Below are 16,868 nucleotides of genomic sequence, written 5' to 3' on the forward strand. Positions count from 1 at the left end.
AGAAGACCCTACAGACGTACCACAGGAAACTGTGTCGTTATGGAAATAATAATCCCTTAAGGGAAAATAAACGGAATATCAAAATGAATTTGCATGAATACCAAGCCAAACAGCTGTTTGCAGAATTCGGTTTGCCTGTACCAGAAGGTTTCGCATGTGATACAGCTCAAGAAGCTTTTGAAGCTGCGGGCCGTATCAGTACAGCCAAGAAAGTTGTTAAGTGTCAGGTACACGCTGGTGGCCGCGGTAAAGCGGGCGGCGTAGAGCTACATGACACGAAAGAAGGCGTAAAAGAGTTTGCACAAAAGTGGTTAGGTAAAAACCTAGTAACTTATCAAACAGACGCTAACGGCCAGCCTGTAACAAAGATCCTAGTTGAAGAAGCATCGAATATTGCCAATGAGCTTTACCTAGGTGCTGTTGTTGACCGTGCAACTCGTAAAATTGTATTCATGGCGTCAACTGAAGGCGGTGTGGACATTGAGAAAATCGCTGAAGAAACTCCAGAGTTGATTCACCAATCAGCGATCGATCCTCTAGTCGGCCCTCAAGCTTACCAAGGCCGTGAATTGGCATTCAAACTTGGTCTAGTTGGCGATCAAATTAAACAGTTCGTGAAGATCTTCATGGGTCTTGGTGAAATGTTCTCTCAGTACGACCTAGCTCTACTAGAAATCAACCCACTTGTTATTACAAGTGAAGGTAGCCTTCTATGTCTTGACGGTAAAATCAACATTGACTCAAACGCAATGTACCGTCAACCAAAGCTTCGTGAAATGCACGATCCTTCTCAAGAAGATGAACGCGAAGCACACGCAGCTCAGTGGGAACTGAACTACGTAGCATTAGATGGCAACGTGGGTTGTATGGTTAACGGTGCAGGCCTTGCTATGGGTACGATGGATATCGTAAACCTACACGGCGGCAAGCCAGCAAACTTCCTTGATGTAGGCGGCGGCGCAACAAAAGAGCGTGTAGCTGAAGCATTCAAGATCATCCTTTCTGATGACAACGTTAAAGCAGTACTAGTAAACATCTTTGGTGGCATTGTTCGTTGTGACATGATTGCTGAAGGTATTGTTGGTGCAGTTAAAGAAGTTGGCGTAACAGTTCCTGTAGTTGTTCGTCTAGAAGGTACAAACGCAGACCTAGGTCGCGAAGTACTTGCTAATTCTGATGTTGATATCATTGCAGCTGAATCTCTAACAGATGCTGCTCAGAAAGTTGTTGCTGCTGCGGAGGCTAAATAATGTCTGTATTAATTAACAAAGACACTAAAGTAATCTGTCAGGGTTTCACTGGCGGTCAAGGTACATTCCACTCAGACCAAGCTATCGCATACGGCACGCAAATGGTTGGTGGTGTTTCACCTGGTAAAGGTGGTCAAACTCACCTAGGCCTTCCAGTATTCAACACAGTACGTGAAGCAGTAGAAGTGACTGGCGCAACAGCAACCGTTATCTACGTACCTGCTCCTTTCTGTAAAGATGCAATTCTAGAAGCGATTGATGCAGGTATCGAACTGATCGTAACGATCACTGAAGGTATCCCTACAATAGATATGATCGACGTTAAAGTGAAGCTAGAAGAAACTGGCGTTCGCATGATCGGTCCTAACTGTCCAGGTCTTATCACTCCAGACGAGTGTAAGATTGGTATCATGCCTGGTCATATCCACAAGAAGGGTAAAGTAGGTATCGTATCTCGTTCAGGTACTCTGACGTACGAAGCAGTTAAGCAAACAACAGATGAAGGCTTTGGTCAGTCTACATGTGTTGGTATCGGTGGTGACCCTATCCCAGGCTCAAACTTCATTGATATCCTAAAACTTTTCCAAGAAGACCCAGAGACTGAAGCAATCGTAATGATTGGTGAGATCGGTGGTACGGCGGAAGAAGAAGCGGCTGAGTTCATTAAAGCGAACGTAACTAAACCCGTTGTTTCTTACATCGCAGGTGTTACGGCTCCTCCAGGTAAACGTATGGGCCACGCTGGCGCAATCATCTCTGGTGGTAAAGGTACTGCTGAAGATAAATTCGCAGCACTAGAAGCAGCAGGCGTTAAGACGGTTAAGTCTCTTGCTGACATCGGTAAAGGCCTACGTGAAATCACAGGTTGGTAATCAGCTGGCTTTATCGAACTAGATAGAAGTTAACTGAACGATATAAGAAAGGCTTGGTCATTGACCAAGCCTTTTTCGTTTTAGCTTAATGTACTTTGTTTTTAGCTTGTTGCATTCCGTGTTCAGTTTTTTGCTGAAATCATACTGTCTTTTAGAGGTTATACTGTCTTTTTAGAGCAGTTTAAACAGTTAGAATTCACTCTGAGCTTTAAGCTCGGCTTCTGTACATTTGAGACAGCATAAACATTGCCGCTGCACTGATAACAACAGAGGGCCCTGCAGGAGTATCATAGAACCACGATAGGCTTAATCCCCCAAACACAGCAATAGAACCGATAATCGAAGCTAGGAACGCCATCTGTTCAGGTGTATTGGAGAACTTTCTCGCTGTTGCCGCAGGAATGATAAGCAGCGACGTCATGATTAATGCACCAACAAATTTCATACCCACCGCGATGACAATACCAACCAGTAGCATCAAAATAAGACGCATTAAATCAATGTTGATGCCATCAACGGCTGCTAGATCTTCGTTTACTGTCGTTGACAGCAGTGGTCGCCAAAATATCGCAAGCACTACGCCAATAACAGCTGCGCCTGCATAGATGAAGACTAAATCAGTTGGAGACACAGCAAGTAAGTCACCAAATAGGTAACTCATTAGGTCAACACGAACGTTGTCTAAAAAGCTTACCGCAACCAAGCCTAAAGAGAGTGCACTGTGTGCCAATATGCCGAGTAGGGTATCGGTCGCTACGAGCTTTTGCTTTTGTAGAGTAACTAGAAGTACAGCCAACATTAAACAACAAATTAGCAGGGCGAAGTACAAGTTGATGTTGAACAAAAAACCAAGCGCCAAACCCATCAAAGAAGCGTGTGCAAGCGTGTCACCAAAGTAAGCCATTTTACGCCATACTACGAACGATCCTAATGGTCCTGCGATCAGTGCAATACCCAAGCCCGCCAAAATAGAAGGAAGAAGAAACTCAATCATTAGTGATGTCCGTGTTTATGGTTTGAACATTCATGCGCGCCGCCGGTTACAGGTTCGCCAGCGAGATCATGATGGTGATGCTCGTGTTGGTGATGGTAAAACGCCAACGTCTCTTGGGTCGCGGTACCAAAGAGCGCAATATACGATGGGTGGTGTTTGATATCAGCAGGTGCGCCTGAGCAACAGATATGGTGATGTAAACAAATCACATCATCTGTTTTTGCCATAACCAAGTGCAGATCGTGTGAAACCATGAATACGGCACAGCCGAAGCGGTGACGAATGTTATCAATCAGGTCATATAAGTCGATCTGTCCTTGGACGTCGACGCCTTGAGCGGGTTCATCAAGAACGAGTAAATCGGGTCTTTTAAGCAATGATCTGGCAATCAACACTCGTTGGTTTTCACCACCGGACAACTGGTGCATGTTGTTCTTTTGTAGGTGTTCAGCGCCAACGAGTTTTAAAGCTTCAAGGATCTCTTGTTGGCTAAATTTGCCAGTGAGCTTTAGAAAACGCTCTACGTTTAATGGAAGAGAATCATTGAGCTTCAACTTTTGCGGTACATAACCTATTTTCAGTTTATTGGCTTTTTTAATGTTACCTGAAAACTTGGTTTGTAAGCCCAGTACCACTTTTACTAGTGTCGACTTACCTGCACCGTTTGGCCCAATCAGGGTGGTGATTCTGCCGCGCTCTAGATTGAGAGATATGTTGTCTAGAACTTTTCGACCGTCAAACTCGACGCTCACAGAATCTAGTTGGATTAAGTTATCCATGAATAGAACTCATTTGCAATTCGCTAATGTTATAATGTAACATTTACCTCAAGCCTAAGCTACTTTTCTATTATCGAGGGATTATGTCACGTTCATCTTTTATTCTTGCTACTTTGCTTTTAGCGCCAAGTGTTGCAAGTGCCAGTACTATTCTAACAAGCTTTAAGCCAATTCAAATGATTGTTACGGAATTAACGCAAGGTGTTAGTGAGCCGGATGTGTTAATGAACAGCAATGCTTCGCCGCATGACTATGCGCTTAAGCCATCGGATGTGAAAAAAGTTCATAATGCCGATATGGTTATTTGGTTTGGTCCTGATTTGGAAGCCTTTTTGACTAAGGTGATAGGCTCTAAAGAAAATGTAATTCAGATAAGCTCAATCCCTGGGATTGAGTTAAGAGAATTTGGACATGAAGACCATGACGCTCATGAGGGGCATCATCATGGCAGTCATGACCCACATTTTTGGCTGGGTATTAATCAAGTTGAAGTGGCCGCAAAATATATCTCAGCAAAGCTGATTGAAACTGATCCAGATAATGCAATGGCTTACCAAGAGAACTTAGATTCATTTTTGATTGCATTAGAAGAGAAAGAGCAATCTATTCGTGACCAACTTGCGCCAGTGAAAGACAAAGGCTACTACGTTTTCCATGATGCGTATGGCTACTATGAGCAAGAATTTAAGTTGAATAATCTGGGTCACTTTACGGTTAGCCCTGATCGTAAGCCCGGAGCAAAGAGCTTGATTGCAATTAAGAAAACGTTAGTGCGCGATAACGTGCAATGTGTGTTTTCTGAGCCTCAATTTACTCCTGCTGTGATTGAATCTGTTATTCGTGGTAGCAACACTAAACAAGGGCAACTTGATCCTGTCGGTTCAGAGGTTGAAGTGAAGAGTGGAAGTTATTTCGATTTTCTTCAGCAACTTACGGATAGCTATACGAGTTGCTTGAGCGCAGAGTAATCGCAAGGCAGAGTATTCCTTACTCTACTTTGCTCTCGTTAATTTATGAATCATGCCGCTTTTTGCGGCATTTTCGTGACCGCTAAGATAAAACCTTTCAACAAATAACAAACCTCCTTTCTCCTTCGCTAATTTCCGCTAAAATAGAAAGATAATAATAATCACAAAAAAACTCGGTGTCTGTTCTAGTAGGGTAAGGCATTGCGTCTACCGAAATTTCATGTGCTGTGCTGCTCAGGATTAAAAGTTGTATCAAATTATCTTCAGAATGCTCGTGTTGATGAGCATTTCATTTAGCGTTCTAGCGGTAAATACTTCACCTTCCGTTTTTTATCCTTTGCCTGTTCAGGCGCAAGGGAATTTCCTTGCGGCTAAAAACCTATATCTTGGGGCGGGAGGTGGGCTCTGGATCCACGACGTGCATGGAAAAGTGCTTTTTTATGATGGTCGTACTCTGTTGCCGAGAAAGGGCAGCCTTCTACAATTCTCCTCAGAAAGAGTGGCGTTTCTTAACGATGAGTTTTGGAGCTTTTTCGATAACGAGGTATATCGACATAATCCGGGGATTGGCAATGAACTTGCATTTAGTTTAAGCCCCGGTGCAGAGATCGCTAATATCGGCGTATCTGGTGATTATATCTGGGTGACAGATGGCAGTAATTTTTATACCTACAACACGCTGTCTTTAGAATTTAACACCTACTCATTACTTAAACTGTATCGATACAACAACAGCAGCGACATAGTGATCAATGACGCGGAGCGTGTGTTATCCAAATGGGTATTAGCGACAAGCTCTGGTGTCTACCTTTCAGAAAATCAAGAATTTACCCATGTCACCGCATCAGAGAAAAATCATATTGAGACGGTTTACTTCTCAAACACGAGACGTGAACTCGTCATCGGTACTTTAAATGGTGCGGTCATTGTCGATCTAGCAAATCCAGATAAAGAGACGTATGTACGAGGTTCCCATGTGTTATCTCTTGCTGAAACTTCTGACCAATATTGGATAGGAACAGAACACGGTCTCATTAGCTATAATTTCATTACAGGCCAAGTTACACGTTTTGAGCAAGCCACCAATCAAGACTTCTCGTTACCAGGCGAGAAAATATACTCGCTGATCAACGATCATGCTGGTGGGATGTGGGTCGCGACGAATAATGGTATTCGATATTTCTCACTATTCAGTAAGACATTCTCTAGAACGCCATTAACGGGAATGGGAATGCACTCCAGTAATGTCGTGATAAATAGGATACAGCCTATTAGTGATAATCTGTCTTGGGTCGCTTCTTCTATGGGCCTGTTTCTGGTCGACTCCCTAAGTGAAAATGATCCAGTTCGTGTTTATCAGAACCCAGTAAAGGACTTTGAAATTTTGGGTTCTTCTATTTGGCTAGCGACTGAAAATGGCATTATTAGTATTAATACTAATACGTTAGAGCCTGAAACGCTTAGTTTACCTAGAGCGATTAAGGGTGTACATATTGAGAACTTTGCGCTTCAAGCTGGCAGCGTGCTTTGGATGAGCTCTGGGCAAGACCTCTATTCATTGTCTCTCGAGACCATGATGGTGACGAGTTACGGAACTGATTGGTTAGTTGATAAGTTTTTGCCAGCGAAAATCACTGATCTCAGTATCGGGTTACATGACAGTGTCTATATAGGTACTGACCATGGGTTTTATGCCTTTGTTGATAAGAGAATTAGCTTCAGTCGTTGGAGTGAGCGATTTGGCAAAGTCGTTGATATCGAAAAAGCAAAAGATGGCGCCCAGTGGTTCGCTAGTAGTTATGGTGTGTATCGAATCCCTTATGATACAAATGTTATCGAAGAAGTTGCTCTCATCGAAGATAATATTAGCCCTAATTGTTTGATCAGCGATGATAACGGCGTCTGGTTAGGGTCTTCAAAAGGTATCAGTTATTACGGACTAGATGGACAGCTGCATAAACATATAGGTTCACCATTTGGTCTGATCACTAATGAACTGGCAGCGGGTGCATGTGCACTGTTTTTCAGTGAGAAAAATCAATCATCAAGGCTAGTTTTAGGCTCGAAATATGGCGTAGTAACGGCGTTGTCCAATGAGTTATTGGTGTCTACAACACCTCAGAACCGAGCTCTACTCAGCAAGATAAGTGTCGATCAACAAACCGTATCACTTGGTGGGAAAGCGGTTGTTCTGGAAGAAATCCCTTACGGTTCATCCATTAGTTTTAAGCTTGGTATCTTACCTGCAACATTCACACCTGCGATGGAGTATAGACTCAACGCTGACGAACCTTGGAGTGAATTTGAAGGGGGAGTCTTAACACTGGATCATTTGCTTCCGGGTGATTACACACTTGAAGTTAAACCGATCAAGGACTCTCATTATCGATTTGTACCTACTACTCAAAGTTTTTCAATTGCAGAGCCTTGGTACTTGAGTAATTGGGCAGTGGCGAGCTCTCTTATTATGTTAATCGGTTTAGTTACCGTTCTCGTTTTCTGGCGTTCGCGCTATGTCACTTTTGCCAACAGACACTTGAAAGCGCAAGTTGCATTAAAAACGGACCAGTTAAGACACCAAAGTCGTATCTTGTTAACAACGAATCAACAACTAAAAAAGCAGTTGTCGGTTAAAAATGTTTTGGTCTCACACACAGCGAAAGAACTATCCGATGAAGTCACTCAGATTGCTGCAATGCTACCTAGTTGGAACGATGACCAAGGTCGATCACCAATACTGACGTTGAAAAATGGGCTCGCCCAATTGAGCAATAGCCAAGAGGGTTCGGGGACAGTCTGTTGTGATGGAATTCTAATTTTGGAATCTGTGCTTAAGGCGTGGAAGGGTGACTTGGCAAAAGCGGGAATTGAACTCGATATTAAAGTTGAAACTAAATACAGACATGTGTCGCTACTGTATTTTAATCTGGATATTATTTTTAACAGTTTGGTCGCGAGTATCATCAAGAGAAACTTTAAATCACAAAGTATGGTGGTGTTGGTTGAAGAGGTTAAAGAGCATTTAGTTGTTACGATTCGCGACTATGGTATGCCTTTCCCTAAATTGGCTTCATCAATAAGTGACGGTAGCGGAAAGTCGACCGATCTCAATATCGAAAAGTTACCTTTATTGGTCAATCAAAGCGGTGGCGAACTTAATACTTTTGTTTCTGACTCTCAAAATAAGGTTCAACTATCATGGCCAATTGAATATCAGGTGTTGGATGACCTTGAAGCTAGCACAATCGAACAGATAGAAACGATTAAGCTTGCAGCATCGACGCCTGAGCGACAAAAGCTGACTACAGAGCAAGAGTGGAAAAATAAAGTATCGCAGCTTGTGAGTGAACACTACGCTGATGCGGAGTTTGGCACTGCAGCTGCCGCTAAATATTTGTTCATGTCCGAGAGAAGCTTACAACGGCGCTTTAAATCGGCCTATGACAAAACATTTAAAGAACACCTCAACGAAGTTCGTTTGGAACATGCATGCGAAAGGTTATTGGCCGGAGAGAAAGTGTCAGACGTCGCGTTCGATTCTGGATTCAATGATCCTTCCTATTTCAGCCAACGGTTTAAGCATCACTTTGGTATGTCTCCCTCTAAGTTTGCGGAAAATAGTGAAGAGTAGTTAGCTGAGGATTCATTTTCCTTTCACATTGATAAAATTACTCAAGGCCTCGACATTCGTGTTGGGGCTTTTTTATGCTCCTACGAGATAGAGATAGAGATAGAGATAGAGATAGAGATAGAGATAGAGATAGAGATAGAGATAGAGATAGAGATAGAGATAGAGATAGAGATAGAGATAGAGATAGAGATAGAGATAGAGATAGAGAACTAGGTTTGTTTAAGTTTTTTGTGGATAGAGAGGGATAAAACGAAAGGAAGAAAAAAAATATCGTGGTATAGCCGGGGGGACTATACCACGGGTGCCAAGGACACCTTCGCTTGCTGCCGGAGTGATATGGCAAACCACATCACCTCTGGAATAAAATTAAAGAGAAGTAATTTCTCTTCGATGGAGTAACTATACGGTGAGCCACTTATTTTACTTATAAAATTAACGACAGATACCTGTGAGAAAACCGACAATATTATAAGTAATTGAAATGTAATAATTTTTATTGATTTTTGGTAAGTCGTACTCGTGAGGTAGTTCTCATCAATTATTGAAAGTAACGTTTTTGACGTAAACGTTTTTAACGAAATTTACGAGTATGTATTTCCGAAAACTTTGATTTCACACAATAGAATTGTGGTCATGTATGTGTATCATGGCGGTAATAACAATCTTTCTCATTATCAGTCACGAATTGGGCATTTATGAAACTCTCACAACTCGAGCAAGGAAAAGCAGCTTCTATTGTTGCACTAACCGGCCTAACACCAGACGTTAGAAAAAAACTAATGGTTATGGGCATGCTGCCAAAAACTGAGGTGACGTTAATTCGTCGTGCACCTATGGGTGATCCGCTTCAAGTTGAAGTGAGAGGTGTTTCAATTGCCATTCGTGAAAGCATCGCAGAACAAATCGAGGTTATCTAAATGGATTATCAAGTTCTTACCGTTGGTAACCCTAATAGTGGTAAAACAACATTATTCAATGCATTGACCGGTGCTAAACAGCACGTTGGTAACTGGGTTGGTGTAACCGTAGAAAAGAAAACGGGCTTGTACTCGCATGCGGGCGACCAATTTCAACTGACTGACCTTCCGGGTATCTACGCACTCGATAGTGGTAATGATGCGAACAGTATCGATGAATCTATCGCTTCTCGTGCCGTTCTGACTCACCCAGCTGACGTCATCATTAACGTTGTAGACGCAAGCTGTCTAGAACGAAGCTTATACATGACATTACAACTGCGAGAATTGGGACGCCCAATGATTGTTGTATTGAACAAAATGGATGTATTGAAGCGCGAGCGTCAGGTGATTAACCTTAAAGCGCTTGAAAAAGAATTGGGCTGTCCAGTACTGAGCTTGTCGGCAAACGACAAAGGTCAAGTGGCTCGTTTTAAAGAACGTCTACATAAATTGCTTGTTCAAGGTGTAAGCCTTGATCCTATCTCTATCGACTACGATGCAGCGTTAGAAGCTCTAATACCTTCTGTTGAATCACAATTTGATGATGCTGATGTTTCGCATCGAGCGTTGGCTATTCGTGCGTTAGAAAATGATTACTTGGTATTAAACGGACTGGCTCCTCATACTCGAACTCAAATTGACAGTGTGCGTCTTGGTGCTGAGTTTGATATTGACCTTGCTGTTGCTGATGCGAAATACACTTTCTTACATGACCTTTGTAAACGTGTTCGTCGTAGCGAAGGCAAACTAAGCCGAAACTTTACCGAGAAAGCAGACCAATTCATTTTGAATAAATGGGTCGGTATTCCTTTCTTCTTCGTCATTATGTACCTGATGTTTATGTTCTCTATCAACATTGGTAGTGCGTTCATCGACTTCTTTGATATGGGCGTTGGGGCAATACTGGTTGATGGCGGCCATCACTTATTAGATGACCACTTACCGGTTTGGTTAGTAACCATACTTGCTGATGGTATCGGTGGTGGTATTCAAACGGTTGCGACGTTTATTCCGGTTATCGCTGCGCTTTACTTGTTCTTAGCGGTACTAGAAAGCTCGGGTTACATGGCTCGCGCGGCATTCGTACTTGATAAAGTAATGCAAAAAATCGGTCTGCCGGGTAAAGCTTTTGTACCACTGGTACTTGGCTTTGGTTGTAACGTACCTTCTATCATGGCAACTCGTACTCTTGACCAAGAGCGTGAACGTAAGCTAGCAGCATCAATGGCACCGTTTATGTCATGTGGCGCGCGTCTACCGGTATACGCGCTGTTCGCAGCAGCGTTTTTCCCTGGCGCCGGTCAAAATGTTGTGTTCGCTTTGTACATCATGGGTATTGTTGCTTCTGTGTTTACAGGTCTATTCCTTAAAAATACAATCTATCCTGGCAGCAGCGATAGCTTGGTCATGGAAATGCCAGATTACGAATTGCCAACCGTGCAAAACGTGATGCTGAAAACTTGGCAGAAGCTGAAACGTTTCGTGCTTGGCGCAGGTAAAACCATCGTAATGGTTGTGGCTATTCTTAGCTTCTTGAATTCATTAGGTATGGACGGAAGCTTTGGTAACGAAGACAGCGAAAATTCAGTGCTATCTAAAGCGGCACAAGTCGTGACGCCTGTATTCCAACCGATTGGTATTACTGAAGAGAACTGGCCTGCAACGGTTGGTATTATTACGGGGATCTTCGCTAAAGAAGCCGTGGTTGGTACATTAAACAGCTTGTACACCACGCCATCAGACGAAGAAGCGGCTGAATTCGATTTAGCAGCAAGCTTGCAAGAAGCCGTGATGACAATTCCTGAAAACCTAGCTGGTTTGAGCTATTCAGATCCATTAGGCATTGAAGTGGGCGACTTGTCTGACTCAAGCTCTGTGGCTGCGGATCAGGAGGTTGATACTTCGATCTTTGGTAACTTGAAAGACAAGTTTGTATCAGGCCACGCTGCGTTTGCTTATTTGATTCTTATCCTGCTTTACACACCTTGTGTGGCTGCGATGGGCGCTTATGTACGTGAGTTTGGTCAGATGTTTGCCCGCTTCATTGCGGTATGGACAATGGCTCTTGGCTACTTTGGTGCGACCTTCTATTACCAAGCGGCAAACTTTGCTGTACACCCAGTGAGTAGTGCAGTTTGGATGGTGGCGATTTCTGGTGGCTTTGTGGTGACGTATCGCGTCTTCAAGAAAGTCGGCAGTAAGCAAAAAGCGTTAGAGGTGCAAGTAGTATGATTTTAACTGAACTTCATCAATACATTGATAACGAGGGTGTCGCTGCTCGTAGTGAACTCGCGTCTAAGTTTGGAATGAGTGAAGACGGTGTCGATGCGATGCTGAGTGTGTGGGTCAAGAAAGGTAAGATATCTCGCTTGATCGATACCAACAAGCATGGACATACAACACGTATTCGTTACACCATCAGCAAACAAGATGGTTTGTCACTGAATGTGATGATGTAGTTCAGAGCTTCATACTCTCGTTGAAAACGGCGAGATTAGACAATAAAAAAGCCGCTCACCTATTTTAGATGAGCGGCTTTTTGTCATGTGTCTTTTCTGAACGGTCTTACTTTAAAGCATAATGAGATGAACTCGAATTACGCTTTCTTGAAAATAGAGCTCAGCGATAAAACGTTTTGAATGCGAGTATGGATTGCGGCTTGTTCTTCTTCATTACGTTGTTCACCTTTGGTGTTGCCCCATACCGGGCCTGGCCACGCGATGTCGTCTTTGAAACGTGCAATATGGTGAATGTGCAGCTGTGGCACCATGTTACCCAGCGCGCCTAGGTTTAGCTTATCAGGCTGGAACGTTGCTTCTAATGCTTGGCTTACCGCTTGAGATTCAAGCAGGAATTGCTGCTGTTCTTTCATTGGCAAGTGGTGCAGTTCTTTTAGGTTGGCGCGCTTCGGCACTAAGATAACCCAAGGCACAGCATTGTCTTTGCTTAGCAGTGCAAGGCTTAGTGGAAATTCGCCGATAACCGTGGTGTCTTTTGCTAACTGTGGGTGAAGTTCAAAGCTCATTATTATTATCCATTTCGATTTCTTGAATTCAGTATACGTTAGATAAAACAAAAGGTTGATGCTCTCACATCAACCTTTGTATTTATTCATTGTAATCCGAAGGGAATTACATGCGCTCTAGCGTTTCAATACCTAGAAGCGATAGACCTTGCTTGATAGTCTTCGCTGTCAGTGCAGCAAGCTTCAGACGGCTTTGCTTAACTGTTTCATCTTCTGCCACTAAGATAGGGCATGCTTCGTAGAAGCTAGAGAATTGACCAGCAAGTTCGAACAGGTAGCTACACATGATGTGTGGTTGACCTTCACGAGCAACAGATTGTACCGCTTCTTCAAATTGAAGAAGTTTCGCGATAAGTGTTTTCTCTTTCTCTTCAGTGATTTTGATTTCACCGTCAAGAGAGTCCATAGAGATACCAGCTTTAGCGAATACAGATGCAACACGAGTGTATGCGTACTGCATGTAAGGCGCTGTATTGCCTTCAAACGCAAGCATGTTTTCCCAATCAAACACGTAATCAGTCGTACGGTGCTTAGAAAGGTCTGCGTATTTAACAGCAGCCATTGCAACTGTGTTCGCGATGGTTTTCTTCTCGTCTTCTGCTAGCTCAGGGTTTTTAGATTCAATCAGCTGAGTTGCACGCACTTCTGCTTCATCCAGAAGATCAGCAAGACGTACTGTACCGCCTGCACGAGTTTTGAATGGCTTACCATCTTTACCTAGCATCATGCCGAATGCGTGGTGCTCAAGAGATACAGACTCAGGAACATAACCTGCTTTACGAACGATAGTCCAAGCTTGCATTAGATGTTGGTGCTGACGAGAGTCAATGAAGTAAAGTACGCGGTCTGCGCCCAGTTCTTCAAAACGGTATTTAGCACAAGCAATATCGGTAGTGGTGTATAGGAAGCCACCGTCACGCTTTTGCACGATAACGCCCATAGGGTCACCGTCTTTGTTTTTGTATTCATCTAGGAATACAACTTGTGCGCCGTCAGACTCTTTTGCTAGGCCTTGCGCTTGTAGGTCAGAAACGATGTTTGAAAGCATGTGGTTGTACATACTTTCACCCATCACATCATCGCGTGTTAGTGATACGTTCAGGCGATCGTAGTTACGTTGGTTTTGAACCATGGTTACGTCAACCAGCTTTTTCCACATTTCAGCACAGTATTCGTCGCCGCTTTGCAGTTTCACTACGTAGCCACGAGCTTTAACTGCGAATTCTTCGTCTTCGTCGTAAAGCTTTTTAGATTCACGGTAGAACTGCTCAAGGTCAGCAAGTTCCATTGAAACTTCGCCTGTTTCAGCCTGAACGCGCTCAAGGTTTGCGATAAGCATACCAAATTGAGTACCCCAGTCACCGATGTGGTTAGCACGGATAACTTTGTGACCTAAGAACTCTAGAGTGCGAACAACTGCATCACCGATGATGGTTGAACGAAGGTGACCAACGTGCATTTCTTTAGCAACGTTTGGTGCAGAGTAGTCAGCAACAATCGTTTGTGCTTCAGCGGCTGTAACACCAAGGCGAGAATCGGCAAGAGCGGCTTCTGCTTGTTGTGCTAGGAATGCTTCATCTAGGAAGATGTTAAGGAAACCCGGGCCTGCGATTTCAACTTTAGAAGCGATACCGTCTAGGTTTAGAACGTCCAATACTTTTTGAGCAAATTCTCGAGGGTTAGTACCTAGTCGTTTAGCAACGCCCATTACGCCGTTTGCTTGGTAGTCACCAAATTGTGGTTTTGCAGATTGGCGAACAGCAGCAGGAGAGCCTGCAGGTGCGCCAGCGGCTTCTAGAGCCTGAGATACTTTGTCATTAATAAGTGCTTGGATATTCACACGCGTTTCCTTCAATTCAAGGATGATAAGAGTGGTCGTTATTTCGTGGTCACTAAATTGGTTAATTATGCTTCTAGTTAACGATTTAATGCCGAAACGAACAATAGACTCTGTTTAAGTTCACAAAAATGGCGGTAATCATACCAATTTTGTGGGGTTTCTTATAGGTCGAATTGATAGAAAATTTACATTTCCTGAGGGGTTTTTGACAAACGACTTTTACGAGGCCAAGTTTGTCTGTTTTGGAAACTGAACTAGCGTGTTTGTTGAGTGTTTTTTGTAAAAGCAACGCTTGTTGCTGCAAGCAAAACTGATAACATGCAGCCCTTATTTGGAGAACATAGACGATGACGATGAGCCTGAAGCAAGCCGAACTAGAACCCCAACAAATGATTGCGCGCCTTGATACATTTATGGCGAAAATTGAGAACCTAGGAAATACATTGGGTTTAGATTTAAGCTTTGCTCAAGCGGATCATATTGCATTAAGAATCAATGAAACTGAGCTTGCGAAATCAGCACATCAAGCATGGTCTGAATATGGCTCTACGATTTCAGAAGCGATGATCAATGGTCGTCCAATCGTTGTGTTGGCGTTTGATAAACCGTTACAAAGTCTAAGTTGGAAGATTGAATGCTTAGAGCTGCCATATCCGGCAGAAGGTAAAACTTACCCAAGCCAAGACTGGGAGCATGTTGAGTTTGTGATTCCTTCTCATGCGCAAACTGCCGATGAGTATTTAGCCGATCTTAAAGAAACCTATCCACAGTTTGCTGCTAAGTTTGAAACCTTGGCTGAGCAAGGTATTAAGATAAAACTCTCTAGCCCGAAAGGCGAGGGTGAGCGTTTGAATAACCCAACGGTAGCTTTTAAGTATCAAGGGATTTGCATCAAGCTGCACCCACACTCTTTGAAGAAAATTGTTGAGTCAGAGCAGGCTTAATTTGAGTAGGGAGTTGCTGGAAAGAGATTCCTGATCTCGCTTAGGCTCGTCGGAATGACGTTTTTCAGAGTAATGACTTTAACGGTTAGAGAATGCCGTCATTCCCGATAACGACGAAGGAGCGTAGTTGGGAATCTCTAAAAGCTAGTCTAATAACCAGATACAAAAAACGCGCAACGGGTTAATCCTGTTGCGCGTTTTTTATTGGGTTCTAACTGGAAGTATTACTTAAATAAGCGACTTACAGAATCACGGTCTTGTTGCCATAAACAAACACATGATCATTGATCACTTTGTTTAAAGCCTTACTCAACACGTTCTTCTCTACGTCACGACCGGCTTGAGCCATGTCTTTTGCGCTGAAGTTGTGATCAACGGGGATTACGTCTTGCTTGATGATTGGACCTTCATCGAGATCGTTCGTTACAAAGTGCGCTGTCGCACCAATGATCTTCACTCCACGCTCATAGGCCTGTTGATATGGTTTAGCACCAATGAAGGCTGGTAAGAAGCTGTGGTGAATATTGATGATCTTGTGGTTGTATTTTTCAACAAACCCAGGGGTTAGCACTCGCATGTACTTAGCAAGTACAAGGTAATCCGCCTCATACTGGTCAATCACTTCAAGCATCTTCTGTTCATGCTCTTCGCGGTTTAATCCTTCATGAGAAACATAGTGATAAGGGATATTAAAACGTTCGGTTAAGCTTTGTAGCGTATCGTAGTTACCGACAACCGCTGCGATTTCAACATCCAAACTCCCATCGAAATTCTTCATCAGAATATCGCCAAGGCAGTGTGCTTCTTTGGTCACCAAGATAACAACGCGCTTGCGAGATGAATCAACAAGTTTACGCTTTGTGTTTTCTGGTAGGGCTTGGTCTAGATCTGCGAGTAAGGTTTCGTCATTGAAATACCCTTCTAACTCGGTACGCATGAAAAAGTGACCACTTGTGTTATCTACGAACTCATTGTTGTGGACAATATTGAGTTGGTGCTTGTAACAAATGTTGGTGATCTTTGAGATGAGGCCTGGGGCATCAGTACAATGTGTTAATAAAGTTTTTCTTTCCATTTTCATCTTACTTCCATGAATGTTGCACTTATTTATCTGGAATCGGGGTTATTCAAATTAAATGCAGGCCGTCGAACGGTGAACTGAGCCGCAATATCACCGTTATAATTAATCTATTATCAAGTTGGTTTCAACAAGTTCTGCTGCTCATTTATCGCTTTGATAAATTGTTTCATATAGAAATATCAGTTTTTAGACAGGAAAACAGGCAGAAGCTTCACTTTTTATAGTTTTGACCTTAGTACGCATTTGAACTTCAACCAAGGCACTTTCTGCCGTGGCAAAAATAGAGGTGATACTTATGGATAAAGAGTTACTAGCAAAAAAATTGTACTGCAAGCGAGTGAGTTCATTGGCTAGAGGTACGGAGCTAGACGGTCATGTTTTAGATGAAATGTGGGAAAATAAAACCTCACCAACCGATGCTGTAAAAGCCATTCAGCCAAATGACAACCATTTTGAAGGTGCGCCTTGGTTATCTCGTTATTTAAAACTCTAGTCGTAGGTAGAAACCTGAGCTTTAAGTAAAAA

15 protein-coding genes are annotated in these 16,868 nt (G+C 43.0%); 10 read left to right on the forward strand and 5 right to left on the reverse strand.

The features are described from left to right. Window positions 1-83: 83 nt before the first annotated feature. Together sucC and sucD are read left to right on the forward strand one after the other, a co-directional pair. Window positions 84-1,250, forward strand: a complete 1,167-nt coding sequence (gene sucC / locus OCV36_RS04410; protein WP_017073138.1) for an ADP-forming succinate--CoA ligase subunit beta — start codon at window positions 84-86, stop codon at window positions 1,248-1,250. Beyond that, window positions 1,250-2,122 (forward strand): succinate--CoA ligase subunit alpha, encoded by an 873-nt coding sequence (sucD, locus tag OCV36_RS04415; protein ID WP_017073137.1) that lies wholly within the window; start codon window positions 1,250-1,252, stop codon window positions 2,120-2,122. The genes sucC and sucD overlap by 1 nt, the downstream gene beginning before the upstream one ends. Before the next feature lie 208 nt (window positions 2,123-2,330). Here sucD and znuB read toward each other — a convergent pair whose 3' ends face one another. After that, complete coding sequence (znuB, locus tag OCV36_RS04420; RefSeq protein WP_017073136.1) at window positions 2,331-3,116, reverse strand: zinc ABC transporter permease subunit ZnuB; 786 nt, start codon at window positions 3,114-3,116, stop codon at window positions 2,331-2,333. After that, a complete protein-coding gene (gene znuC, locus OCV36_RS04425) occupies window positions 3,116-3,895 on the reverse strand; it encodes a zinc ABC transporter ATP-binding protein ZnuC (RefSeq protein ID WP_135458054.1) in 780 nt (259 codons plus the stop codon). Before znuC ends, znuB begins: the two co-directional genes overlap by 1 nt. 83 nt (window positions 3,896-3,978) lie before the next feature. Here znuC and znuA point away from each other — a divergent pair, with 83 nt between their 5' ends. From znuA to OCV36_RS04455, 6 genes are all read left to right on the forward strand, one after another. Next, window positions 3,979-4,863 carry a zinc ABC transporter substrate-binding protein ZnuA gene (gene znuA / locus OCV36_RS04430; protein WP_135458056.1) on the forward strand — a complete coding sequence of 295 codons (885 nt, stop codon included), beginning with the start codon at window positions 3,979-3,981 and terminating at the stop codon, window positions 4,861-4,863. 280 nt (window positions 4,864-5,143) lie between these two features. Further along, window positions 5,144-8,494 (forward strand): helix-turn-helix domain-containing protein, encoded by a 3,351-nt coding sequence (locus OCV36_RS04435; protein WP_135458058.1) that lies wholly within the window; start codon window positions 5,144-5,146, stop codon window positions 8,492-8,494. 74 nt (window positions 8,495-8,568) lie between these two features. Then, window positions 8,569-8,742, forward strand: a complete 174-nt coding sequence (locus OCV36_RS04440) for a hypothetical protein (protein WP_167853053.1) — start codon at window positions 8,569-8,571, stop codon at window positions 8,740-8,742. Window positions 8,743-9,189: 447 nt separating this feature from the next. Next, window positions 9,190-9,411 (forward strand): FeoA family protein, encoded by a 222-nt coding sequence (locus OCV36_RS04445; protein ID WP_004734203.1) that lies wholly within the window; start codon window positions 9,190-9,192, stop codon window positions 9,409-9,411. Beyond that, entirely contained in the window at window positions 9,412-11,685 is a 2,274-nt protein-coding gene (gene feoB, locus OCV36_RS04450) for a Fe(2+) transporter permease subunit FeoB (protein WP_135458060.1), read from the forward strand. Beyond that, on the forward strand, window positions 11,682-11,912 hold the full coding sequence (locus tag OCV36_RS04455; protein WP_017074512.1) for a FeoC-like transcriptional regulator: 231 nt from the start codon (window positions 11,682-11,684) through the stop codon (window positions 11,910-11,912). The genes feoB and OCV36_RS04455 overlap by 4 nt, the downstream gene beginning before the upstream one ends. Before the next feature lie 137 nt (window positions 11,913-12,049). Here the strand turns inward: OCV36_RS04455 and OCV36_RS04460 are convergent, their stop codons facing one another. Together OCV36_RS04460 and argS are read right to left on the reverse strand one after the other, a co-directional pair. Next, the gene (locus tag OCV36_RS04460) at window positions 12,050-12,478 is read right to left on the reverse strand and encodes an HIT family protein (protein ID WP_135458062.1); all 429 of its coding nucleotides are present in this window, start codon (window positions 12,476-12,478) and stop codon (window positions 12,050-12,052) included. Window positions 12,479-12,584: 106 nt separating this feature from the next. Next, window positions 12,585-14,318, reverse strand: a complete 1,734-nt coding sequence (argS, locus tag OCV36_RS04465) for an arginine--tRNA ligase (RefSeq protein WP_135458064.1) — start codon at window positions 14,316-14,318, stop codon at window positions 12,585-12,587. 347 nt (window positions 14,319-14,665) lie between these two features. Between argS and OCV36_RS04470 the strand changes: the two genes are divergently transcribed. Continuing rightward, window positions 14,666-15,262: a VOC family protein gene (locus OCV36_RS04470; RefSeq protein WP_135458066.1), complete on the forward strand. Its 597-nt coding sequence runs from the start codon at window positions 14,666-14,668 to the stop codon at window positions 15,260-15,262. 241 nt (window positions 15,263-15,503) lie between these two features. Here the strand turns inward: OCV36_RS04470 and purU are convergent, their stop codons facing one another. Further along, complete coding sequence (gene purU / locus OCV36_RS04475) at window positions 15,504-16,337, reverse strand: formyltetrahydrofolate deformylase (RefSeq protein ID WP_102552885.1); 834 nt, start codon at window positions 16,335-16,337, stop codon at window positions 15,504-15,506. Window positions 16,338-16,638: 301 nt separating this feature from the next. On the opposite strand from purU, the gene OCV36_RS04480 reads away from it, so the two are divergent. After that, window positions 16,639-16,836, forward strand: coding sequence for a hypothetical protein (locus OCV36_RS04480; protein WP_135458068.1), 198 nt, complete (start codon window positions 16,639-16,641; stop codon window positions 16,834-16,836). The last annotated feature ends 32 nt before the right edge of the window (window positions 16,837-16,868 follow it).

It is taken from the genome of Vibrio echinoideorum, from assembly GCF_024347455.1.
GTDB lineage: Bacteria > Pseudomonadota > Gammaproteobacteria > Enterobacterales > Vibrionaceae > Vibrio > Vibrio echinoideorum.

What these genes read in the sequence shown, in the direction of transcription:
- sucC (WP_017073138.1), top strand. Translation starts at nt 84, where the DNA reads ATGAATTTGCATGAATACCAAGCCAAACAGCTGTTTGCAGAATTCGGT.
- sucD (WP_017073137.1), top strand. Translation starts at nt 1,250, where the DNA reads ATGTCTGTATTAATTAACAAAGACACTAAAGTAATCTGTCAGGGTTTC.
- znuB (WP_017073136.1), bottom strand. Translation starts at nt 3,116, where the DNA reads ATGATTGAGTTTCTTCTTCCTTCTATTTTGGCGGGCTTGGGTATTGCA.
- znuC (WP_135458054.1), bottom strand. Translation starts at nt 3,895, where the DNA reads ATGGATAACTTAATCCAACTAGATTCTGTGAGCGTCGAGTTTGACGGT.
- znuA (WP_135458056.1), top strand. Translation starts at nt 3,979, where the DNA reads ATGTCACGTTCATCTTTTATTCTTGCTACTTTGCTTTTAGCGCCAAGT.
- OCV36_RS04435 (WP_135458058.1), top strand. Translation starts at nt 5,144, where the DNA reads ATGAGCATTTCATTTAGCGTTCTAGCGGTAAATACTTCACCTTCCGTT.
- OCV36_RS04440 (WP_167853053.1), top strand. Translation starts at nt 8,569, where the DNA reads ATGCTCCTACGAGATAGAGATAGAGATAGAGATAGAGATAGAGATAGA.
- OCV36_RS04445 (WP_004734203.1), top strand. Translation starts at nt 9,190, where the DNA reads ATGAAACTCTCACAACTCGAGCAAGGAAAAGCAGCTTCTATTGTTGCA.
- feoB (WP_135458060.1), top strand. Translation starts at nt 9,412, where the DNA reads ATGGATTATCAAGTTCTTACCGTTGGTAACCCTAATAGTGGTAAAACA.
- OCV36_RS04455 (WP_017074512.1), top strand. Translation starts at nt 11,682, where the DNA reads ATGATTTTAACTGAACTTCATCAATACATTGATAACGAGGGTGTCGCT.
- OCV36_RS04460 (WP_135458062.1), bottom strand. Translation starts at nt 12,478, where the DNA reads ATGAGCTTTGAACTTCACCCACAGTTAGCAAAAGACACCACGGTTATC.
- OCV36_RS04470 (WP_135458066.1), top strand. Translation starts at nt 14,666, where the DNA reads ATGACGATGAGCCTGAAGCAAGCCGAACTAGAACCCCAACAAATGATT.
- purU (WP_102552885.1), bottom strand. Translation starts at nt 16,337, where the DNA reads ATGGAAAGAAAAACTTTATTAACACATTGTACTGATGCCCCAGGCCTC.
- OCV36_RS04480 (WP_135458068.1), top strand. Translation starts at nt 16,639, where the DNA reads ATGGATAAAGAGTTACTAGCAAAAAAATTGTACTGCAAGCGAGTGAGT.